The organism is Pantoea sp. B9002 (assembly GCF_013385945.1).
GTDB lineage: Bacteria > Pseudomonadota > Gammaproteobacteria > Enterobacterales > Enterobacteriaceae > Pantoea.
In genome coordinates, this window is the sequence record NZ_JACAPA010000010.1 from 292,319 (window position 1) to 314,097 (window position 21,779).

At 55.2% G+C, this 21,779-nt stretch carries 17 protein-coding genes; 13 read left to right on the forward strand and 4 right to left on the reverse strand.

Annotated elements, in window-relative coordinates; all coding sequences use genetic code 11:
• From nuoF to HX773_RS08600, 11 genes are all read left to right on the forward strand, one after another.
• Positions 1-1,341 (forward strand): NADH-quinone oxidoreductase subunit NuoF, encoded by a 1,341-nt coding sequence (gene nuoF, locus HX773_RS08550; protein ID WP_176519213.1) that lies wholly within the window; start codon positions 1-3, stop codon positions 1,339-1,341.
• A gap of 103 nt (positions 1,342-1,444) precedes the next feature.
• Entirely contained in the window at positions 1,445-4,168 is a 2,724-nt protein-coding gene (nuoG, locus tag HX773_RS08555; RefSeq protein ID WP_176971188.1) for an NADH-quinone oxidoreductase subunit NuoG, read from the forward strand.
• Positions 4,165-5,142 carry an NADH-quinone oxidoreductase subunit NuoH gene (gene nuoH / locus HX773_RS08560; protein ID WP_176971189.1) on the forward strand — a complete coding sequence of 326 codons (978 nt, stop codon included), beginning with the start codon at positions 4,165-4,167 and terminating at the stop codon, positions 5,140-5,142. Before nuoG ends, nuoH begins: the two co-directional genes overlap by 4 nt.
• An 11-nt stretch (positions 5,143-5,153) precedes the next feature.
• Positions 5,154-5,696: an NADH-quinone oxidoreductase subunit NuoI gene (gene nuoI / locus HX773_RS08565; protein WP_007889332.1), complete on the forward strand. Its 543-nt coding sequence runs from the start codon at positions 5,154-5,156 to the stop codon at positions 5,694-5,696.
• 10 nt (positions 5,697-5,706) lie between these two features.
• The gene (nuoJ, locus tag HX773_RS08570) at positions 5,707-6,258 is read left to right on the forward strand and encodes an NADH-quinone oxidoreductase subunit J (protein ID WP_008105138.1); all 552 of its coding nucleotides are present in this window, start codon (positions 5,707-5,709) and stop codon (positions 6,256-6,258) included.
• Positions 6,255-6,557 carry an NADH-quinone oxidoreductase subunit NuoK gene (nuoK, locus tag HX773_RS08575; protein ID WP_007889334.1) on the forward strand — a complete coding sequence of 101 codons (303 nt, stop codon included), beginning with the start codon at positions 6,255-6,257 and terminating at the stop codon, positions 6,555-6,557. The genes nuoJ and nuoK overlap by 4 nt, the downstream gene beginning before the upstream one ends.
• Entirely contained in the window at positions 6,554-8,389 is a 1,836-nt protein-coding gene (nuoL, locus tag HX773_RS08580; protein ID WP_176971190.1) for an NADH-quinone oxidoreductase subunit L, read from the forward strand. Before nuoK ends, nuoL begins: the two co-directional genes overlap by 4 nt.
• Positions 8,390-8,473: 84 nt before the next feature.
• Positions 8,474-9,994 (forward strand): NADH-quinone oxidoreductase subunit M, encoded by a 1,521-nt coding sequence (gene nuoM, locus HX773_RS08585; protein WP_176971191.1) that lies wholly within the window; start codon positions 8,474-8,476, stop codon positions 9,992-9,994.
• A gap of 6 nt (positions 9,995-10,000) precedes the next feature.
• A complete protein-coding gene (nuoN, locus tag HX773_RS08590; RefSeq protein WP_008105131.1) occupies positions 10,001-11,458 on the forward strand; it encodes an NADH-quinone oxidoreductase subunit NuoN in 1,458 nt (485 codons plus the stop codon).
• A gap of 119 nt (positions 11,459-11,577) precedes the next feature.
• Positions 11,578-12,924 (forward strand): HdeD family acid-resistance protein, encoded by a 1,347-nt coding sequence (locus HX773_RS08595; RefSeq protein WP_176971192.1) that lies wholly within the window; start codon positions 11,578-11,580, stop codon positions 12,922-12,924.
• A gap of 113 nt (positions 12,925-13,037) precedes the next feature.
• Entirely contained in the window at positions 13,038-13,490 is a 453-nt protein-coding gene (locus tag HX773_RS08600) for a GNAT family N-acetyltransferase (RefSeq protein ID WP_176971193.1), read from the forward strand.
• A gap of 28 nt (positions 13,491-13,518) precedes the next feature.
• Here HX773_RS08600 and HX773_RS08605 read toward each other — a convergent pair whose 3' ends face one another.
• Positions 13,519-15,177: a glucan biosynthesis protein D gene (locus HX773_RS08605; RefSeq protein ID WP_176971194.1), complete on the reverse strand. Its 1,659-nt coding sequence runs from the start codon at positions 15,175-15,177 to the stop codon at positions 13,519-13,521.
• Between the two features lie 291 nt (positions 15,178-15,468).
• Here HX773_RS08605 and elaB point away from each other — a divergent pair, with 291 nt between their 5' ends.
• Together elaB and HX773_RS08615 are read left to right on the forward strand one after the other, a co-directional pair.
• Positions 15,469-15,777 (forward strand): stress response protein ElaB, encoded by a 309-nt coding sequence (elaB, locus tag HX773_RS08610; RefSeq protein ID WP_008105125.1) that lies wholly within the window; start codon positions 15,469-15,471, stop codon positions 15,775-15,777.
• 144 nt (positions 15,778-15,921) lie between these two features.
• Positions 15,922-17,118, forward strand: coding sequence for a nicotinamide mononucleotide deamidase-related protein YfaY (locus HX773_RS08615; RefSeq protein WP_176971195.1), 1,197 nt, complete (start codon positions 15,922-15,924; stop codon positions 17,116-17,118).
• A 37-nt stretch (positions 17,119-17,155) separates the two neighbouring features.
• Here HX773_RS08615 and yfaE read toward each other — a convergent pair whose 3' ends face one another.
• Genes yfaE through nrdA form a run of 3 tightly spaced genes read right to left on the reverse strand, consistent with a single transcriptional unit; the run spans position 17,156 to position 20,888 of the window.
• The gene (yfaE, locus tag HX773_RS08620; protein WP_176971196.1) at positions 17,156-17,416 is read right to left on the reverse strand and encodes a class I ribonucleotide reductase maintenance protein YfaE; all 261 of its coding nucleotides are present in this window, start codon (positions 17,414-17,416) and stop codon (positions 17,156-17,158) included.
• Positions 17,417-17,418: 2 nt separating this feature from the next.
• Positions 17,419-18,549, reverse strand: coding sequence for a class Ia ribonucleoside-diphosphate reductase subunit beta (nrdB, locus tag HX773_RS08625; RefSeq protein ID WP_176971197.1), 1,131 nt, complete (start codon positions 18,547-18,549; stop codon positions 17,419-17,421).
• A 53-nt stretch (positions 18,550-18,602) separates the two neighbouring features.
• Positions 18,603-20,888 (reverse strand): class 1a ribonucleoside-diphosphate reductase subunit alpha, encoded by a 2,286-nt coding sequence (gene nrdA, locus HX773_RS08630; protein ID WP_154190330.1) that lies wholly within the window; start codon positions 20,886-20,888, stop codon positions 18,603-18,605.
• Between the last annotated feature and the right edge of the window lie 891 nt (positions 20,889-21,779).

Genomic DNA, 21,779 nt, shown 5'->3' on the forward strand with positions numbered 1-21,779 from the left:
ATTAAACAGATCATTCGTACTGCCGAAACGCATCCGCTGACCTGGCGTCTTCGTGACGACAAGCAGCCGATCTGGATCGATGAATATCGCAGTAAAAACGGTTATGTCGGCGCAGAAAAAGCGCTGAAAGATTTCAGCCAGGACGAAATCGTCGCGGCGGTAAAAGACTCCGGTCTGAAAGGCCGCGGTGGTGCAGGCTTTAACACTGGCCTGAAATGGAGCCTGATGCCGAAAGACGAATCCATGAACATCCGTTACCTGCTGTGTAATGCCGATGAAATGGAGCCGGGCACGTATAAAGACCGCTTGCTGATGGAGCAACTGCCGCACCAGTTGGTGGAAGGCATGCTAATCAGTGCGTTCGCGCTGAAAGCCTATCGTGGCTACATCTTCTTACGTGGTGAGTACATCGAAGCGGCCGTCAATCTGCGTCGCGCGATTGCTGAAGCCACCGAAGCGGGCTACCTCGGCAAAAACATTCTTGGTACCGGTTTTGATTTTGAGCTGATCGTCCACACCGGCGCAGGTCGTTATATCTGCGGTGAAGAGACAGCACTGATCAACTCGCTGGAAGGACGTCGTGCGAACCCGCGTTCTAAGCCACCATTCCCGGCCAGTGCCGGCGTGTGGGGCAAGCCGACCTGCGTTAACAACGTGGAAACGCTGTCGAACGTGCCTGCCATCTTCCTTAACGGCGTTGACTGGTACAAAAACATCTCTACCAGCGAAGATACCGGCACCAAAATGATGGGCTTTTCTGGCCGCGTGAAAAATCCTGGCGTCTGGGAGTTGCCGTTCGGCACCACCGCACGTGAAATTCTCGAGGATTACGCCGGTGGCATGCGCGATGGCCTGAAATTCAAAGCCTGGCAGCCAGGCGGCGCAGGCACTGACTTCCTCACCGATCAGCACCTCGATCTGCCAATGGAATTTGCCAGCATTGGTAAAGCCGGCAGCCGTTTAGGTACTGCGCTGGCGATGGCGGTCGATCACGAAATCAACATGGTTTCGCTGGTGCGTAACCTCGAAGAGTTCTTTGCGCGTGAATCCTGTGGCTGGTGTACACCGTGCCGTGATGGGTTGCCATGGAGCGTGAAGATCCTGCGTGCGCTGGAGCAGAAGAAAGGTCAGCCGGGTGATATCGAAACCCTGCAGCAACTCTGCCGCCAGCTTGGCCCAGGTAAAACCTTCTGTGCCCACGCACCGGGCGCCGTCGAGCCATTGCAGAGCGCGATTAAATATTTCCGTGAAGAGTTTGAAGCTGGCATTGCGCCGCAGGTATTTGGCAATACCCGAGCCATCGGCGGTATTCAGCCGAACCTGCTGAAAGCGCGCTGGTAATCAGCCGCCGTACACGGAACTCACCTCATGCCGAAGTGGCGTGAGGAAAGAATTAGATGTTTAACGCTCGTCTTAGGGCGAGCCTTACGGAAGCATGTTCACTATGGCTACAATCCATGTAGACGGTAAAGAATATGATGTGAACGGAGCGGACAACCTGCTACAGGCGTGTCTCTCTCTGGGCCTTGATATTCCTTATTTTTGCTGGCATCCGGCGCTGGGAAGCGTAGGGGCCTGCCGCCAGTGCGCGGTGAAGCAATTCCAGAATGCCGAAGATACCCGCGGTCGCCTTGTCATGTCTTGCATGACGCCAGCGTCGGACGGCACCTTTATCTCCATCGACGATGGCGAAGCGAAAGAGTTTCGTGAAAGCGTGGTGGAATGGCTGATGACCAACCATCCGCACGACTGCCCAGTGTGCGAAGAGGGCGGTAACTGCCATCTGCAAGATATGACGGTAATGACCGGACACAGTTTCCGTCGTTATCGCTTCACCAAACGTACCCACCAGAATCAGGATCTCGGCCCGTTCATTTCTCATGAAATGAACCGCTGTATCGCCTGTTATCGCTGCGTGCGTTACTACAAAGATTATGCCGACGGCAAAGATCTTGGCGTCTATGGCGCTCACGACAACGTCTACTTTGGTCGTCCGGAAGATGGCACGCTGGAAAGCGAATTCTCCGGTAACCTGGTTGAAATCTGTCCGACCGGCGTATTCACCGATAAAACGCACTCCGAACGCTATAACCGTAAATGGGATATGCAGTTCGCGCCAAGCATCTGTCAGCAGTGCAGCGTGGGTTGTAACACCAGCCCAGGCGAGCGCTATGGCGAATTGCGTCGTATCGAAAACCGCTATAACGGCACCGTAAACCACTATTTCCTGTGCGATCGCGGTCGTTTCGGTTACGGCTACGTCAACCGCAAAGATCGTCCACGTCATCCGGTACAGCAACGCGGCAACGATTGGGTCAGCCTGAATGCTGAACAAGCGGTGAATGCAGCGGCGGATGTGTTGCGTCGGGCGAAAAAAGTGATCGGTATCGGTTCTCCGCGCGCCAGCATTGAAAGCAACTTCGCGTTGCGTGAGTTAGTTGGCGCAGCCAACTTCTCAACCGGTATGCCAGCCGGTGAGCAGGCTCGGGTTGAGCTGATGCTGAAAGTCCTGCAGGACGGCGGCATCTACACGCCATCACTGCGCGAAATTGAAAGCTACGATGCGGTGCTGGTGCTGGGTGAAGATTTGACTCAGGTTGGCGCGCGCGTGGCGTTGTCTGTACGTCAGGCAGTTAAAGGTAAAGCGCGTGAGATGGCAGCGGCTCAGAAAGTGGCTGACTGGCAGATCGCGGCAATCCTTAACATCGGTCAGCATGCTAAACATCCGCTGTTCGTGACCAACGTTGACGAAACCCGACTGGATGATATCGCTGCGTGGAGCTATCGCGCACCGGTGGAAGATCAGGCGCGTCTCGGCTTCGCGATTGCCAATGCGCTGGATGAAAGCGCACCGGCAGTCAGCGGCTTCGACAGCAAACTGAACGGCAAAGTTGATGTGGTGGTTCAGGCGCTGGCAGGTGCGAAAAAACCGCTGATTATCTCCGGTACCCATTCCGGTAGTATCGCAATGATTGAAGCTGCTGCTAACGTGGCGAAAGCGCTGAAAGCGCGCGGTGCCGATGTCGGTATTACCTTCCTCGCGGGTGCGGCGAACAGCTTTGGCCTAGGCCTGATGGGCGGTCAATCGCTGGACAGTGCGCTGGAACAGCTGAGCAAAGGCGAAGCCGATGCGCTGGTGGTGCTGGAAAACGATCTCTATCGTCATGCGCCGAAAGCCAACGTGGATGCAGCGCTCGATACCACCGCCAACGTGATTGTGGTCGATCATCAACGTACCGCAACGCTGGAAAAAGCCGGTTTGGTGCTTTCAACCGCCAGCTTCGCGGAGAGCGATGGCACCTCCATCAACCACGAAGGCCGCGCGCAGCGCTTCTTCCAGGTTTACGATCCCGCTTATTACGATGAAAGCGTAGTGATGCTGGAGAGCTGGCGCTGGTTGCGTTCGCTGCACAGCGCGGTTGAGAGCCGTCACATCGACTGGACTCAGCTGGATCACGTGATTGATGCCACCGTAGCGGCGCTGCCACAGTTGAAAGGCATTAAGGATGCCGCGCCAGACGCGAGCTTCCGTATCCGCGGTCAAAAACTGGCACGTTCACCGCACCGCAACAGTGGCCGTACTGCGATGCGCGCCAACATCAGCGTGCATGAACCGCGTCAGCCGCAAGATAAAGACACCATGTTTGCCTTCTCGATGGAAGGGAACAACCAACCCAGCGCACCGCGTTCGCAGATTCCATTTGCCTGGGCGCCGGGCTGGAACTCACCGCAGGCATGGAACAAGTTCCAGGCTGAAGTGGGCGGCAAACTGCGTCATGGCGATCCGGGCGTGCGTCTGTTTGAAGCCAGCGATCGTTCGCTGCCGTGGTTTACCGCGATTCCGGAAAGCTTTGTTGAAGGCAGCCAGTGGCGCGTCGCACCTTACTACCAGCTGTTTGGTAGCGAGGAGATGACACAGCGTTCAACCACCTTCCAGAAACGCATGTCACCGGCCACGCTGGTGATTAACCCGGCTGATGCTGAGAAACTGGGCGTTAATAACGGTTCTTCCGTTGAGCTGGTTTGTGCGGGCGAAACACTGCGCTTGCCGGTACGTTTCTCTGCGTCGCTGCAAGCAGGGCAGGTTGGTTTACCGCTCGGTATGCCGGGCGTGCCGCCGTTCCTCTCAGGTGCGCAAATTGACAAACTGCAGGAGGCCGCGCAATGAGTTGGCTGACACCGGACGTTATTGAAATCCTGATCAGCGTTGGCAAAGCGCTGGTCATCTTGTTGGTGGTTGTCGGTTGCGGTGCTTTCATGAGCTTCGGCGAGCGTCGTTTGCTCGGCCTGTGGCAGAACCGTTACGGACCGAACCGTGTGGGTTGGGGCGGCTCGCTGCAGCTGGCTGCCGACATGATCAAAATGTTCTTTAAAGAGGACTGGGTTCCGCCCTTTACCGACCGCTTCATCTTTACGCTGGCACCGGTTATCGCCTTCGTATCGCTGTTGCTGGCCTTCGTTATTGTGCCGGTTTCGCCGACCTGGATGGTCACCGACCTGAACATCGGTCTGCTGTTCTTCCTGATGATGGCGGGTATCGCGGTGTATGCGGTGCTGTTCGCTGGCTGGTCGAGCAACAATAAATACGCGCTGTTGGGTGCGATGCGTGCATCGGCGCAGACGCTGAGCTACGAAGTGTTCCTTGGTCTGTCACTGATGGGCGTGGTGGCGCAAGCCGGCTCGTTCAACATGAATGCCATTGTCGAAAGCCAGGCGCATTTGTGGAACATCATTCCTCAGTTCTTCGGCTTCCTTACCTTCTGCATCGCGGGCGTAGCGGTATGTCACCGTCATCCGTTTGACCAACCAGAAGCAGAACAGGAACTGGCGGACGGTTACCACATTGAATACGCCGGTATGAAGTTCGGCCTGTTCTTCGTCGGTGAATACGTGGCAATCACCACCGTGTCAGCGCTGATCGTGACGCTGTTCTTCGGTGGCTGGCACGGTCCGTTCCTGCCGCCATTCATCTGGTTCGCTCTGAAAACAGCGTTCTTTATGGTGATGTTTATCCTGATTCGTGCTGCGCTGCCGCGTCCACGCTATGACCAGGTGCTGTCGTTCGGCTGGAAAGTGTGTCTGCCGTTGACGCTGTTGAACCTGCTGGCGACCGCCGCAGTGATTCTGTACACCGCGCAGTAAGGGACATTGAGATGACTTTAAAAGATATTGTCGTTGGCTTCGGCACGACAGTGCGCAGTATCTGGATGATAGGCATGCATGCCTTCGCCAAGCGCGAAACCCAAATGTATCCGGAAGAGCCGGTTTATCTGCCGCCGCGTTACCGTGGCCGTATCGTGCTGACGCGCGATCCGGACGGCGCAGAGCGCTGCGTTGCCTGTAACTTATGTGCGGTAGCTTGTCCTGTCGGCTGTATCTCACTGCAGAAAGCCGAGACGCAGGATGGACGTTGGTACCCGGAGTTCTTCCGCATCAACTTCTCACGCTGCATCTTCTGCGGCCTGTGTGAAGAGGCTTGCCCAACCACCGCGATTCAGCTGACACCCGATTTCGAACTGGGTGAGTTTAAGCGTCAGGATCTGGTGTATGAGAAAGAAGACTTGCTGATTTCTGGTCCGGGTAAATATCCGGAGTACAACTTCTATCGTATGGCTGGTATGGCGATCGACGGAAAAGAGAAGGGCGAAGCGGAAAACGAAGCCAAGCCGATCGACGTCAAAGGGTTGTTACCTTAAGGAGCCAGGTATGGAATTTGCGTTTTATCTTTGCGGACTGGTGGCGGTGCTGACGACGCTGCGCGTCATCACCCACACCAATCCGGTACATGCGCTGCTGTACCTGATTGTTTCGCTGCTGTCGATTGCGGGCGTGTTCTTCTCAATGGGCGCCTACTTTGCCGGTGCGCTGGAAATCATCGTCTACGCAGGTGCCATCATGGTGCTGTTCGTCTTCGTAGTGATGATGCTGAACCTGGGAAAAACCCAGCAGGATCAAGAGCGCGAGTGGCTGAAGCCTTCGCTGTGGATTGGTCCGGGCATCGTCTCTTTACTGCTGCTGGCGGTAATGATTTACGCGATTAGCACCGCAACCGATCAGGGCATTGATGGCACCGTCATCGACGCTAAAGCAGTCGGTATCAGCTTGTTTGGTCCCTATGTTCTGGCGGTTGAGCTGGCATCAATGCTGCTGCTCGCCGGTCTGGTCGTGGCCTTCCATATTGGACGTGAAGAGCGTCACGGCGAAGTGCTGAGCAATCGTCAAGCTGATGCGCAAGCGAATAAGGAGGATCACGCATGATCCCGTTACAACACGGCCTGATGCTGGCCGCTGTGCTGTTTGTTCTCGGCCTGACCTCCGTGGTGCTGCGTCGTAACATCCTGTTTATGCTGATTGGTCTTGAAATCATGATCAATGCCTCCGCGTTAGCGCTGGTGGTAGCAGGCAGCTATTGGGGACAAGCTGATGGTCAGGTGATGTACATCCTGGCAATTAGCCTTGCGGCGGCGGAAGCGAGTATTGGTCTGGCGCTGTTGCTCCAGCTCTATCGTCGTCGTCAGACGCTGAACATTGACACAGTGAGCGAGATGCGCGGATGAATCTTCTCTATTTAACCGTATTATTTCCGCTGATTGGCTTCCTGCTATTGGCGTTTTCACGCGGTCGCTGGTCGGAGAACCTGTCGGCAGCAATCGGTATGGGTTCTGTTGGTCTGGCAGCATTAACCACTATTTATGCCGGTTTCGACTTCTTTAATCAGGGTCAGCAGCCGTTTACTCAGGCGCTGTGGACCTGGATTCACGTCGGCAACTTTGACATCAAAGTGAATCTGGTGCTGGACGGTCTTTCTCTGACCATGCTGTCCGTCGTCACCGGCGTTGGCTTCTTCATCCACATGTTCGCTTCGTGGTACATGCGTGGTGAAGAGGGGTATTCGCGCTTCTTCGCCTACACCAACCTGTTCATCGCGAGCATGGTGGTGTTGGTGCTGGCCGATAACCTGATGCTGATGTATCTCGGCTGGGAAGGCGTGGGCCTGTGCTCATATCTGCTGATTGGCTTCTACTACAGCAATCCAGAGAACGGCAAAGCGGCGATGAAAGCCTTTATCATCACCCGTGTCGGTGATGTGTTCCTCGCTTTCGCCTTGTTCATCCTCTATAACGAGCTGGGCACGCTGAACTTCCGCGAACTGGTGGAACTGGCACCCGCGCACTTCGCTGCAGACAACCACATGCTGCAGTGGGCAACCCTGATGCTGTTGGGTGGCGCGGTCGGTAAATCTGCACAGCTGCCATTACAAACCTGGCTGGCGGATGCGATGGCCGGTCCAACTCCGGTTTCGGCACTGATTCACGCCGCGACCATGGTAACCGCCGGTGTTTACCTGATTGCACGTACCCACGGTCTGTTCCTGTTGACGCCGGAAGTGCTGCATCTGGTGGGTATCATTGGTGCGATTACCTTGGTGCTGGCAGGTTTTGCTGCGCTGGTGCAAACCGACATCAAACGCGTGCTGGCTTACTCCACCATGAGTCAGATCGGCTACATGTTCCTCGCGCTTGGCGTGCAGGCATGGGACGCGGCGATTTTCCACCTGATGACGCATGCATTCTTTAAAGCCTTGCTGTTCCTCTCTTCGGGCTCGGTCATTCTGGCCTGCCATCACGAGCAGAATATCTTCAAAATGGGCGGCCTGCGTAAGAGCATCCCGCTGGTGTATGTCTGCTTCCTGGTGGGCGGTGCCGCGCTGGCCGCACTGCCGCTGATCACCGCAGGTTTCTACAGTAAAGATGAAATCCTGTTTGGTGCGATGGCGAATGGTCACATCAATCTGATGGTAGCGGGTCTGGTGGGTGCATTCCTCACTTCGATCTACACCTTCCGCATGATCTTTATCGTGTTCCACGGTGAAGAGAAAATTCATGCTCACGCCGGTAAAGGCATTACGCATCACCTGCCGCTGATTGTTCTGATGGTGCTCTCCACCTTTATTGGTGCGCTGATTACGCCTCCTCTGGCGGGTGTTCTGCCGCAGAACGAGTTTGGTGAAGGCGGCAAAGTGATGTTGGAAATCACATCAGGCGTGGTGGCCATCGTCGGTATCCTGATCGCAGCAGCACTGTGGCTGGGTAAACGTCAACTGGTGACCAGCATTGCTAACAGCGCGCCGGGGCGTTTCTTCGGCACCTGGTGGTTCGCGGCCTGGGGCTTCGACTGGCTGTATGACAAGGTGTTTGTAAAACCTTATCTCGGCATTGCCTGGTTACTGAAGCGCGATCCGCTTAACTCACTGATGAACCTGCCTGCGCTGCTGTCGCGCATTGGTAACAAAGGTTTGGTGGTGAGCGAAAACGGTTATCTGCGCTGGTACGTGGCCTCGATGAGTGTGGGTGCCGTTGTGGTGCTGGCGCTGCTGCTGGTGATTTAAAGATTGATGAGCGGGGCGGGTTCGCTCGCCCAATTAGAATGTCAAAAATTGCCTGAAGTAAGGCAATAAAAAGGGAAGTTCGCCGTGTTATTACCTTGGCTAATAATTATCCCCTTCGTTGGGGGCTTACTCTGCTGGTTGGCAGAGCGCCTCGGCGCAAAGGTACCGCGCTGGATTGCCATGATCACCATGGGCCTGACGCTAGCGCTTGGCCTGCAGCTGTGGTTGCAGGGAGGCTATTCACTGACGCAGGCTGCGGGCATTCCGCAATGGCAATCGACTTTCTCAGTACCGTGGATCCCGCGTTTTGGCATCAACTTCCATCTGGCGATTGATGGTCTGTCGCTGCTGATGGTGGTGCTGACCGGACTGCTCGGTTTGATGGCGGTGCTGTGCTCCTGGAACGAAATTGAGAAATATCAGGGCTTCTTCCACCTCAACCTGATGTGGATTCTCGGTGGTGTGATTGGCGTGTTCCTCTCCATCGACATGTTCCTGTTCTTCTTCTTCTGGGAAATGATGCTGGTGCCGATGTACTTCCTCATCGCACTGTGGGGCCATAAAGCATCAGACGGTAAAACGCGTATCAGCGCGGCGACCAAGTTCTTCATCTACACCCAGGCATCTGGCCTGATCATGTTGGTGTCGATTCTGGCGCTGGTGTTTGTCCACTATAACGCCACCGGCGTGTGGACCTTCAGCTACGAAGAGTTGCTGAAAACCCCAATGTCGCACACCGTTGAATATCTGCTGATGCTCGGCTTCTTTATCGCCTTTGCAGTGAAAATGCCGGTGGTGCCATTACACGGCTGGTTACCTGACGCGCATAGCCAGGCACCAACCGCCGGTTCGGTTGACCTCGCGGGTATCTTGCTGAAAACCGCGGCCTACGGTTTGCTGCGCTTTAGTCTGCCGCTGTTCCCGAACGCGTCAGCAGAGTTTGCACCGATTGCCATGTGGCTCGGTATCCTCGGCATCTTCTATGGTGCGTGGATGGCGTTCTCACAAACTGATATCAAGCGTCTGATTGCTTATACCTCGGTGTCGCACATGGGCTTCGTGCTGATCGCCATCTACACCGGCAGCCAGCTGGCCTTCCAGGGCGCGGTGATTCAGATGATTGCGCACGGTCTTTCTGCTGCGGCACTGTTCATCTTGTGTGGTCAGCTGTATGAGCGTCTGCATACCCGCGACCTTCGTCAGATGGGCGGTTTGTGGTCACGTATCAAATGGATTCCGGGTCTGTCACTGTTCTTTGCGGTTGCGAACCTCGGTATGCCGGGCACCGGTAACTTTGTCGGCGAATTCATGATTCTGACCGGCAGCTTCCAGGTGGTACCGGTGATTATCGTCATCGCAACCTTTGGTCTGGTGTTTGCTTCGGTTTACTCCCTGATCATGATGCAGCGCGCTTACTTCGGCGAAGCAAAGTCGAAAGATCCGCTGCCAGGCATGTCACCGCGTGAGTTCCTGACTATCGGCGTATTGGTGGTGTTGCTGGTGCTGCTGGGGATTTATCCACAGCCGATCCTCGACACATCCCATGCTGCGATGAGCAATATTCAGCAGTGGTTTACCGCTTCAATTTCAACTACAAGGCCGTAATTCGCCATGACAATAACTCCTCAACATCTGATCGCGTTACTGCCGCTGTTGATCGTCGGATTGACGGTGGTGGTGGTGATGCTGTCCATTGCGTGGCGACGCAATCACTTTGTTAATGCCACGCTGACGGTGATCGGACTTAACATTGCGCTGTTTTCTCTGTGGTTTGTTGGCCAGGCGGGAGCGATGGACGTCACGCCGCTGCTGCGCGTTGATGGCTATTCGATGTTCTACACCGCGCTGGTGGTGCTGGCGAGTTTAGCCACCTGCACCTTCGCTTATCCGTGGCTGGCCGGTTTCCCGGACAACAAAGATGAGTTCTATCTGCTGGTGCTGATTGCAGCACTCGGCGGGATCGTGCTGGCGAGCGCCAACCATCTGGCGGCGCTGTTCATCGGTATCGAACTGCTGTCACTGCCGCTGTTTGGTTTGATCGGCTACGCCTTCCGCCAGAAACGTTCGCTGGAAGCGTCGCTGAAATACACCATTCTGTCGGCTGCCGCCTCATCGTTCCTGCTGTTCGGTATCGCGCTGATTTATGCTGATTCCGGCAGCCTGAGCTTTGTGCAGCTGGGCAAAAGTCTGAGTGACAGCATGATTCAGGAGCCGCTGTTGCTGCTCGGTCTGGGCATGATGATTATCGGTCTGGGCTTTAAACTGTCACTGGTTCCTTTCCACCTGTGGACGCCAGACGTTTATCAGGGTGCGCCTGCGCCGGTTTCAACCTTCCTCGCCACCGCCAGCAAGATCGCCATCTTTGGCGTGATCATGCGCTTGTTCATGTACGCGCCAGTCACTGACAGCGAAGCGGTGCGTACCGTGCTGGGCATCATTGCCTTTGCGTCGATTCTGTTCGGTAACCTGATGGCGATTTCCCAGAGCAACATCAAGCGTCTGCTCGGTTACTCCTCGATCGCGCACCTTGGTTATCTGTTGGTGGCGCTGATTGCGGTGAAAACCCATCAGCTGTCGCTGGAAACCGCAGGCGTTTATCTGGCCGGTTACCTGTTCAGCAGCCTTGGCGCGTTCGGCGTAGTGAGCCTGATGTCGAGCCCATATCGCGGTCCGGATGCCGATACGCTCTATTCCTATCGCGGTCTGTTCTGGCATCGTCCAATTCTGTCTGCGGTAATGACGGTGATGATGTTGTCACTGGCGGGTATCCCAATGACGCTCGGCTTCATCGGTAAGTTCTACGTTATCGCCTCGAGTGTGAACGCACATCTGTGGTGGTTGAGTGGTGCGGTGGTAGCGGGTAGTGCGATTGGTCTTTACTACTATCTGCGCGTGACGGTGAGCCTGTATCTCAGCCCACCAGAACTGCACAACCGCGATACGCAAGCCAACTGGGCGTTTACGGCGGGCGGCGTTGTGGTGCTGATCTCTGCGATTCTGGTGCTGCTGCTCGGTGTTTATCCGCAGCCGCTGATTACACTGGTGCAGATGGCTCAACCGCTGATGTAATTCAGATTCACTTCATTACTGAATCAGGCCTGCGGGCCTGATTTTTTTTGCCTGAAATCTGACAATCTCTGCGGACGTTGCTAATTTTTAAGCAGTGTTAATTCCCCCGCAGAGGCGACATGATCAAACTGATCTTCCTGCTTACCGGTGCTCAGGTGCTGCGCCGTCGCTGGTATTGGCTCGCGCTGGGTGGTCTGGCGCTGATCCTGCTCTCTGCATCGATTCTTTATGATATTGGCAGCGACGGCGTACTGTCGGTACCGCTGGATATGCTCGCTATCCTGTTTGTGGTTGAAGGCGTGGTTCAACTGTTTTTCGCCATCAGCAAAGAGCTACGCATTGACTGGTTAACGTTGCTGAAAGCGTTTGGTTTTCTCTTCATCGCCTTCCTGATATTCAACATCCCCGCTGATAACAACGATGTCTCGGCGGTGTTGTTTGGTTTGATGTTCCTGTTTGATGGCCTGTTTCGCATCTCGGCAGCATGGGTGTTGCGCGGAGTTCGCTGGCGCAAGCACTGCTTCACCGGCATCGTCGAGCTTGCTCTGAGTCTTCTGATCATCAGCAACTGGCCGTTTCATCATCACATTGCGGTGCCGCTCTGTTTCGCCTTGCTGCTGCTGAGCATCGGCAGCAATCTGCTTCTTATGGCGCGTCAGGCACATCTGTTAACTGACGACAGTTCAGTAACCGCGCTGCCGCTGTTCAGGGCGGCAGGATTACGCCGCTGGCACAGCAGTCGCTATGCGCATCCCCCGTTTCCACAGGATTTGGCCGCGATTCCCTTGACGGTCTATATCTGGACGCCGGTCGGCGCCTGCGTGGTGCGCGAACGTTATCCGTTAATAAATCGCTATATCGCCGCAGTGGATAACAATGGCGTGGTATCAACCGGACACGCTGCGCTGGAAGTGGGTAGCGATATTTACATCAGCCACTATCCGCTGGATAACATCGACCGTGATTCCGGGAATTTCCGCGCCATTCTGCGCTCGGGGGAAAGTAACGATGTCGCCGGGCGTTTCCTGCCTTCACTGGCGGAGGAAGTGGCGGACTGGTGCGCGCCAGATAAGCAGATCATTTTTACCCGCTACAATCGTGCGGCGCTGGAAAATTACTGGCGCAGCTATCGCACTGACAGCACTTACAACCTCACGGCACGCAACTGCTCATCCACCATGATTCAGGCGCTGGATGTGGCGATAGAGGGGATTCTGGCGCAGCAGCCGTTTGCCGGTTTACGTCTGTTTATCGATCCCAACTTCTGGTTGCTTGGCGTGATTCGCGGCCGGGCGGAAGAGATGACGTGGACGCCGGGATTGGCGCTGGATTACGTCTGGCTGTTGAAGCGCGTGATTGAACCGCAGTCGAGCCAGCTTTGGCCGCTGCGCTTGTGGCAAAGTCTGCGATTGCGCCATGAACTGTGGCAGCAAAAGCGCGCCCCATCGCGCAGTATTGTGAAATAAGCGTGTGAAGCGCAACACGTTCGTGCGGTGCAGTGATGTCTGACACTGCGATTCCCAGGGTCGCTGTGATACGCTGGCGGAATTCACTTTTTTCGCTCAGACAAGGAAGCACCATGGAAATGCTTTGGCTTGATTGCCACCACAGTGAACTGACGGCGCAACAACTCTACACTTTGCTGGCGCTGCGCAATCATGTCTTCATCGTGGAACAGAACTGCCCGTATCAGGATATTGATGGCCAGGATTTAGCCGCCGATAACCGCCACATTCTCGGATTTCTCGACGGTAAGCTGCTGGCCTATGCGCGCGTATTAACGCCAGCGCTAGACTCTGCACCGGTGCTGATTGGTCGAGTGATTGTTTCAGAAGAAGCCCGCGGTTTGAAACTTGGCTATCGCTTGATGGAGAAGGCGCTGGAGAGCTGTGAGAAGTATTGGCCGCAGCGCGCTATCTATCTCTCTGCGCAGGCACATCTGGAAGGGTTCTACGGTCGTCTGGGTTTTAAAGCGGTGACCGAAGTCTACATGGAAGATGACATTCCCCACATCGGCATGCAGAAAGCATAACGGCGAGGATTGCTCCTCGCCGTTATCATCAGCCCGGCGTCATCTGCCGGTCATCAACATATTTGCGTTGATCCGGCGGCGGCGGGAAGTACTGATAGAGCCAGGTTTCACTCAGCGTCTCATCCTTAGTGCGAAGGAACAGGCGCATATCAACCGGTTTGGTCGAGTCGCTGTTTGGATACCAGTCAAACAGAATGCGGTAACCGTTCAGCGGCTCGACGTAGAGAATCTCAACCTGCTTGAATGTGCCTTCTGATACGGTGATCACCGGCTCAATGCCTTTCGGCGCTGCGGCTTTCAGATCGCCGCCGACAAAATCAATGGCAAAGCGACGTGACCAGGTATCCGGGAAGTGTTCGCCTGGCGCCCAACCTTCCGGGAAGCCACCGATACCGGTGCGCGTGGCGTCGACACGCGCCAAACCACTGCGCACTGGCGGCAACTGGCTCCAGTAAAGCTTGTACTGGAAGTTGAACTCGCTGCCGGCTTTCACCGGTTCTGACGGCTGCCAGAAGCACACCACGTTATCCAGTGTTTCACCGGTGGTTGGAATCTCCATCACGTTAATGGCGCCTTTGCCCCATTTACCAATCGGTTCCACCCACAGGCTAGGACGTTTGTCGTACCAGCCAATCACATCCTGATAATTTTTGAAGTCATGATCCAGCTGCAGCAGGCCAAAACCACGCGGGTTTTCATCCTGATAGGCGTTGAACTGCAAACGCTGCGGGTTGTTCAGCGGACGCGCAATCCATTCGCCTTCACCGGTCCACATCGCCAGACGATCGGAGTCATGGATTTGCGGATGGTAAGTGTTGCACATGCGGCGCTCGTTGGTGCCACAGCTGAACATGCTGGTCATCGGCGCGATGCCGAGCTGACGAATGTCGTTACGTGCAAACAGGTGGTTTTCCACCTCCATCACTACGCGTTTCTCTTCGCAGTGAATGGTGAATTTGTAGGCACCGGTGACGCTCGCGCCATCCAGCAGAGCGTAGACCACGAAAGTGGTGTCATCCGCTTTTGGCGTTTCGAACCAGAACGCGGTGAAGTCCGGGAACTCTTCTTTGCCGTTGCTGAAGGTGTTTACCGCCACGCCGCGCGCGGAAAGGCCGTACTGGAAGGTCTCATCAACCGCGCGGAAATAGCTGGCGCCGAGGAAAGAGACGATATCGCGGCGCGCCAGTTCCGGCTTCTTAAACGCACGGAAACCGGCAAAGCCGAGATCGGTTTTACCGACCAGCTGCTTGGTATCGACGTTGGCGTTGTGATAGTTGAACAGCTCCGGGCGGAAGTGGATCTCACGCGCTTCACGGCTCTGGGCATCGACCGAGAACATGCGGATGCGGCGCTTAAAGCCCATACCGACGTGGAAGAATTGCACGTCCAGCTCACGATCGGCGATGTTATTCCACAGCGAGTGATTGGCGTCGTACTGAATTTCGTTATAGGCCTGCGGAGTTAGATTGGCCAGGGTGTCGGGCAAGGGGCCGGGTGCGCCGCCCCAGGGCTGTTTTGCCAGCGCGGAGGCTTTCTTTTTCAGTGAGTCGAAATCGAAGCGAACCGCGGTACCGTCGGCGATACCATCATCGGCCCAGGCGGATTGTGCAAACAGCGTGGAGAGACCCGTCATGCCGCTAACAGCGGAGAGGGCCATGGACGCTTTCATAAATTTTCTACGATTCATGCCGGAAATCTAATCCTTAGCTGCTCGGGTGTATTTTGACTCTCGTAAGACGAGAAACGTCTGACTACAGGGGGTTACGACAGTCGTGAAAATAAAAAATTCAGTCTGCGGAAAATTTATCAGATTAATCAAATAAGCGAAGCAGAATTCGCGCCGCTCCGCCGCTGATGACACAACTTTGCATTGAGAAGGATGAAACTCGGTTAAATCCTGGCAGCTGCCGCCCAGCAAATCTGGAATTTATGACTATAGTTAAACCACAACGAGTTAGGAACATGGAGGAACTACATAGTGTCATCTTCAGACCAATTTGAAACGCACCTTGACGACGACCTGGCGCTGCTGACGGAAACGCTGGAAGAAGTGTTACGCGCGTCAGGCGATCCGGCCGATCAGAAATACATCGAACTGAAACTCAAAGCTGAACAAGCGCTGGAAGACGTGAAATCGCGCGTTAGCCAGGCGTCAGACAGCTATTATTATCGTGCCAAAAATGCGGCCTATCGCGCCGATGATTATGTGCATGAAAAACCGTGGCAGGGGATTGGCATTGGTGCCGCCGCTGGCCTGTTTGTCGGTTTACTGCTGGCTCGACGTTAAGTACCAACGGGCGCGACCCGCTTCGCGCCCGATTCCTCTTCTTCCCGCCGCTTTTCCCGCTAAATCCCTGTTTCGCATCATCCGCGATTGTGTTTCGCCTGCGCGCTTCCTACAGTAAAGCGACAGGGAAAAGGAGAACGCAACGTGATACGTGTAGAAATGCTCTCAACGGGCGATGAAGTGTTACATGGGCAGATTGTCGATACCAACGCCGCGTGGCTGGCCGATGTGCTGTTCCAGCACGGTTTGCCGATGACCAGCCGCAGCACCGTCGGTGATGCGATGACTTCGCTGGTGGAGGCGCTGCAGAGCCGCAGCCAGATTGCTGACGTGCTGATCGTGAACGGCGGTTTAGGACCGACCAGCGACGATCTCAGCGCGCAGGCCGCAGCCGATGCCAGCGGCAGCGAATTAGTGATCCAGCAAGCCTGGCTGGAAAAAATGGAAGCCTGGTTCGCCAGCCGCGGACGCGTGATGGCGCCGAGCAACCGCAAGCAGGCAGAAATCCCCGCCATCGCCGAGATGCTGGATAATCCGGTCGGCACCGCGTGCGGCTTCGCGATGCAGCTCAATCGCTGCTGGATTTTCTTCACGCCTGGCGTGCCGTCGGAATTTAAAGTGATGGTCGAGCAGGAGATCATTCCGCGCCTTAAAGCACGCTTCGAACTGCCAGAACCGCCGCTGTGCCTGCGCCTTACCACTTTTGGTCGTGGCGAAAGCGATATTGCCGCCGAGCTGGAGCCGTTACCGCTGCCAGAAGGCGTGGTGATGGGCTATCGCTCATCGATGCCGATTATCGAAATCAAACTTACCGGACCGGCCAGTCAACGCGTGGCAATGGAGCACGTGTGGCAGCAGGTAAAACTGTTGCTGGCTGAGTGCACCATCTTTGAAGGCACCGAAGGTATGCCGGCGCTGCTGGCGCGCGAGTTGCAGCAAGGTGATTTGCGTTTGGCGCTCAGCGAGCAGTTCACCGCCGGTTTGCTGCACTGGCAGTTGGCCGCAGCGGAGGTGGCGCTCAGCAAGGCGGAGATTCTTCCGCCACAGGATGAAGATCTGGAATCACAGGTTACCCGTACGCGTGATTGGGCCAAACAGCAAGGTACTGCGCTGGCGCTATCCGTGGGGAATCTGGAAGAGGGTGAAGTGTCGATTGCGCTGCACACGCCGGAAGCCAGTTGGGGCCAGCGCGTGAAGTTTACCCATGGTCGTCACAACGTGGAAACCAGGCAGAAAGTGGTGGCGATGATGGCAATGAACATGTTGCGTCGCTGGCTGCACGGCAGTGAAGTCAGTACCGGACACGGTTGGATTGATGTGCTGGAAACGGTGAAACGTTGATGGGTGACCAGGTCGCCATGAATGGCAACCTGGTCAATTACAACTCGATCTCAATCTCCCCCTTGGCACGACAGCAGCACGGCAAAATTTCGCCTTGCTGCACAAAGGCCAACGGGGTTTGTGCATAATCCACTTCGCCTTTCAGCAAGCGCATGCGGCACGAACCGCAGTAGCCTTCACGACACTGAAACTCAACGCACAGATTATTGGCTTCCAGCGTCGCCAGCAGATTGGGGTGATCTTCTGCGCACTCCAGCCGGGAGCCGGAGCTACGCAGAATAACAACAGAGCGGCTCATGCTTACAGCTGGAAGCCGTCGAAATCGTCTTCGCCCACTTCAGAATCAATCTGACCGACCAAATACGAGCTCACTTCAACTTCCTGCGGTGCAACCTGCACGTTGTCCGACACCAGCCACGAGTTGATCCAGGGAATTGGGTTGGAACGCGTCTGGAACGGCAGATCAAGACCCACCGCCTGCATACGAATATTGGTGATGTACTCAATGTACTGGCACAGAATGTCTTTGTTCAGGCCAATCATCGAACCGCCGCTGAACAGATATTCTGCCCACTCTTTTTCCTGCTCGGCTGCTTTCTTGAACAGGTCGTAGCACTCCTCGCGGCACTCTGCGGCGATGGCTTTCATCTCAGGATCGTCTTCACCGGTGCGCAGCAGGTTCAGCATGTGCTGGGTGCCGGTCAGATGCAGCGCTTCATCGCGGGCAATCAGCTTGATGATTTTGGCGTTACCTTCCATCAGCTCGCGCTCGGCGAAAGCAAATGAACAGGCGAAGCTGACGTAGAAGCGAATCGCTTCCAGCGCGTTGACGCTCATCAGGCAGATATAGAGCTGCTTTTTCAGATCGCGCAGGTTTACGGTAACGGTTTTACCGTTGACCTGATGCGTACCTTCACCCAGCAGATGCCAGTAGCTGGTCATCTCGATCAGATCATCGTAGTACTTCGAGATGTCTTCGGCGCGCGCCAGAATCTGCTCGTTGGTAACGATATCGTCAAACACCACCGCCGGATCGTTAACGATATTACGAATAATATGCGTGTAAGAGCGCGAGTGAATGGTCTCGGAGAACGCCCAGGTTTCAATCCAGGTTTCCAGCTCAGGGATGGAAATCAGCGGCAGCAGCGCCACGTTCGGGCTACGGCCCTGAATCGAGTCCAGCAGCGTTTGATACTTCAGGTTGCTGATGAAGATGTGCTTTTCATGCTCCGGTAGCGCCTGGTAATCGATACGATCGCGCGAGACGTCCACTTCTTCCGGACGCCAGAAGAAGGAGAGCTGCTTTTCAATCAGCTTTTCAAAGATGTCATATTTCTGCTGATCGAAACGGGCAACGTTCACTGACTGGCCGAAGAACATCGGTTCTAACAGCTGGTTATTCTTGTTCTGCGAGAATGTGGAGTAAGCCATTTTGAGTCCAAATGTGAAGAGGGCCGACCAATGCCGGCCCTGACAAGATGAGATTAGATCTTACAAGCGCCGCTTTCGCAGCCATCATCCTGAATGGAAGGCGCCATATCGTCCTGTGCATCTTCCGCACCGTCACGGGTGTTTTGATAATACAGGGTTTTCACGCCGAACTTGTACGCGGTCAGCAGGTCTTTCAGCAACTGTTTCATCGGCACTTTGCCATTGGCAAAGCGGCTCGGATCGTAGTTGGTGTTAGACGAAATCGCCTGATCGATGAACTTCTGCATCACGCCAACCAGCTGCAGATAACCGTCGTTAGATGGCATTTCCCACAACAGTTCGTACTGATCTTTCAGACGCTCATACTCTGGCACCACCTGACGCAGAATGCCGTCTTTCGATGCTTTGATGCTGATGTGTCCGCGCGGCGGCTCAATACCGTTGGTGGCGTTTGAAATCTGCGAAGAGGTTTCAGACGGCATCAGCGCAGAGAGCGTCGAGTTGCGCAGACCATGCGTGGTGATGGATTCACGCAGACCTTCCCAATCCAGATGCAGCGGCTCGTTGCACACCGCGTCGAGATCCTTTTTATAGGTATCGATCGGCAGAATGCCCTGCGAGTAAGTGGTCTCTTTGAACCACGGGCACGCACCTTGCTCTTTCGCCAATTCGTTCGAGGCTTTCAGCAAGTAGTACTGAATGGCTTCGAAGGTTTTGTGCGTCAGGTTGTTGGCGCTGCCATCAGAGTAACGTACGCCGTTTTTCGCCAGATAATACGCGTAGTTGATCACGCCAATACCCAGCGTACGACGGCCCATCGCGCCGCGTTGTGCTGCTGGAATTGGGTAATCCTGATAATCCAGCAGCGCATCGAGTGCACGCACCGCGAGGGTGGCCAGCTCTTCCAGATCGTCCAGGCTGTTAATCGCGCCCAGGTTAAAGGCAGACAGCGTACACAGGGCGATTTCGCCGCTTTCGTCATTGACGTCGTTCAGCGGTTTGGTCGGCAGTGCGATCTCGAGGCACAGGTTCGACTGGCGAACTGGCGCGATGCTTGGATCGAACGGGCTGTGCGTGTTGCAGTGATCGACGTTCTGGATGTAGATACGGCCAGTTGAAGCACGTTCCTGCATCATCAGTGAGAACAGCTCAACGGCTTTCACGCGCTGCTTGCGGATGCTGTCGTCTTTCTCGTATTTGGTGTACAGACGCTCGAACTCGTCCTGATCGGCGAAGAACGCATCGTACAGGCCTGGCACGTCAGACGGGCTGAACAGCGTGATGTCTTCACCTTTCAGCAGGCGGGTGTACATCAGTTTGTTGATCTGGACGCCGTAATCCATGTGACGCACGCGGTTACCTTCAACACCACGGTTGTTTTTCAGCACCAGCAGGCTTTCAACTTCCAGATGCCACATTGGGTAGAACAGCGTTGCTGCACCACCGCGCACGCCGCCCTGCGAGCAGGATTTTACGGCGGTCTGGAAATGTTTGTAGAACGGAATACAGCCGGTGTGGAACGCTTCGCCACCGCGGATCGGGCTGCCCAGCGCACGAATGCGGCCAGCGTTGATGCCGATACCGGCGCGCTGCGAAACGTATTTCACAATGGCGCTGGAGGTGGCATTGATGGAGTCGAGGCTGTCGCCGCACTCAATCAGTACGCAAGAGCTGAACTGACGCGTTGGGGTACGCACGCCGGACATGATTGGCGTTGGCAGCGAGATCTTAAAGGTTGAGATCGCATCGTAGAAGCGCTTCACGTAATCCATACGGGTTTCGCGCGGATAGCCAGAGAACAGGCACGCCGCTACCAGAATGTAGAGGAACTGGGCGCTTTCGTAGATTTCGCCGCTAACGCGGTTCTGCACCAGATATTTCCCTTCCAGCTGCTTAACCGCTGCGTAGGAGAAATTCATGTCGCGCCAATGGTCGATAAACTCGTCCATCTGCTCGAACTCTTCGGTGCTGTAATCTTCCAGCAGATGACGGTCGTATTTGCCCATCTCAACCATCTTGACCACCTGATCGTACAGCTTCGGCGGCTCAAACTGGCCGTAAGCTTTTTTACGCAGGTGGAAGATAGCCAGACGCGCGGCCAGGTATTGGTAATCCGGCGCATCACGAGAGATCAGGTCTGCGGCAGCCTTGATGATGGTCTCATGAATATCAGAAGTTCTGATGCCATCGTAGAACTGAATGTGTGAGCGCAGTTCAACCTGTGAAACTGAAACATTGTTCAGCCCTTCGGCTGCCCAATCCAGTACACGGTGAATTTTGTCGAGATCAATGCGCTCCTGGCGGCCATCGCGTTTAGTAACGAGCAGACTTTGGTTCATGTCGCGTTTTTACCTGTCCATGCATGAATGACGTATTTATCCCCCATCTATGCACAAGGTTTATGCACAAGCCGCTCGTTGTGAGTAAGCCTGTGGATAAACACTATATATAGGGGGTGCGGGAAGTTTGAACAACAATATGGTGAGTATTCTAGTCAGCAATCTCTTCTTAACAAGAGTTGATTTTCACTCAAAAATCGTCCTTACCGGCTGGCTAAAATCCTGGATCCGCATGCCGCAAGGCCTGCACTTAGTGTCAACCGCTCAGCACTTTTTTTTCACTTTATGATCGGACGCGTGTTTCTTGCTCAACCACCGCGCTTCAGGAATTTTCTTAGATGAAAAAAGCCCCGACAAGGCCGCCAGCAGCGAACTTATCTAAAATTGCTTATGAATTTTTTGTGACTTGCTTAGCCTATAAAAAAGGCTGGTACGCGTCTAAAAGGAAATTGATCTGGATAAGAGGTCGCCATTAATGGCGTAATGCTTGCCAGTTAAGAAAGCATGTTGCTTTGAATAGGTAGCGGGCTCTGACACATCTGCTGCGTCACGGGCCGTCCTCGCGCCGCTGGCGCGGTGCCTTCGGCTTCCACGTTGTGCCAACGGACCGTTCGCGGATCGGCCGTCCTGGCCGGCCCCGAACTGCCTCGCGCATCCATGCGCGAGGCTCCTGGCCCAACGTAAAAGCCTCAGCGCTGCGAATAGCCCTTTCGCCGCAGCAGACGCGCCAGCGCCTCTGGCAAATGCGCCCTTTTCAACAACACGCACTGAAGCTTATGAGCAGGCCGGGGACGCTTTTGGGCCGGCAATCCGCAGCGCTGAACGAAGCGAGGAGGCCAGGAGAGCCCGCAGGACGCGGGCGAAAGGCGGAGCCGGGACATGGAAGTCCCG

Excerpts from the sequence above, each read along its gene's own strand:
- nuoG (WP_176971188.1), top strand. The coding sequence starts at position 1,445 with ATGGCTACAATCCATGTAGACGGTAAAGAATATGATGTGAACGGAGCG.
- nuoH (WP_176971189.1), top strand. The coding sequence starts at position 4,165 with ATGAGTTGGCTGACACCGGACGTTATTGAAATCCTGATCAGCGTTGGC.
- nuoI (WP_007889332.1), top strand. The coding sequence starts at position 5,154 with ATGACTTTAAAAGATATTGTCGTTGGCTTCGGCACGACAGTGCGCAGT.
- nuoJ (WP_008105138.1), top strand. The coding sequence starts at position 5,707 with ATGGAATTTGCGTTTTATCTTTGCGGACTGGTGGCGGTGCTGACGACG.
- nuoK (WP_007889334.1), top strand. The coding sequence starts at position 6,255 with ATGATCCCGTTACAACACGGCCTGATGCTGGCCGCTGTGCTGTTTGTT.
- nuoL (WP_176971190.1), top strand. The coding sequence starts at position 6,554 with ATGAATCTTCTCTATTTAACCGTATTATTTCCGCTGATTGGCTTCCTG.
- nuoN (WP_008105131.1), top strand. The coding sequence starts at position 10,001 with ATGACAATAACTCCTCAACATCTGATCGCGTTACTGCCGCTGTTGATC.
- HX773_RS08595 (WP_176971192.1), top strand. The coding sequence starts at position 11,578 with ATGATCAAACTGATCTTCCTGCTTACCGGTGCTCAGGTGCTGCGCCGT.
- HX773_RS08600 (WP_176971193.1), top strand. The coding sequence starts at position 13,038 with ATGGAAATGCTTTGGCTTGATTGCCACCACAGTGAACTGACGGCGCAA.
- HX773_RS08605 (WP_176971194.1), bottom strand. The coding sequence starts at position 15,177 with ATGAATCGTAGAAAATTTATGAAAGCGTCCATGGCCCTCTCCGCTGTT.
- yfaE (WP_176971196.1), bottom strand. The coding sequence starts at position 17,416 with ATGAGCCGCTCTGTTGTTATTCTGCGTAGCTCCGGCTCCCGGCTGGAG.
- nrdB (WP_176971197.1), bottom strand. The coding sequence starts at position 18,549 with ATGGCTTACTCCACATTCTCGCAGAACAAGAATAACCAGCTGTTAGAA.
- nrdA (WP_154190330.1), bottom strand. The coding sequence starts at position 20,888 with ATGAACCAAAGTCTGCTCGTTACTAAACGCGATGGCCGCCAGGAGCGC.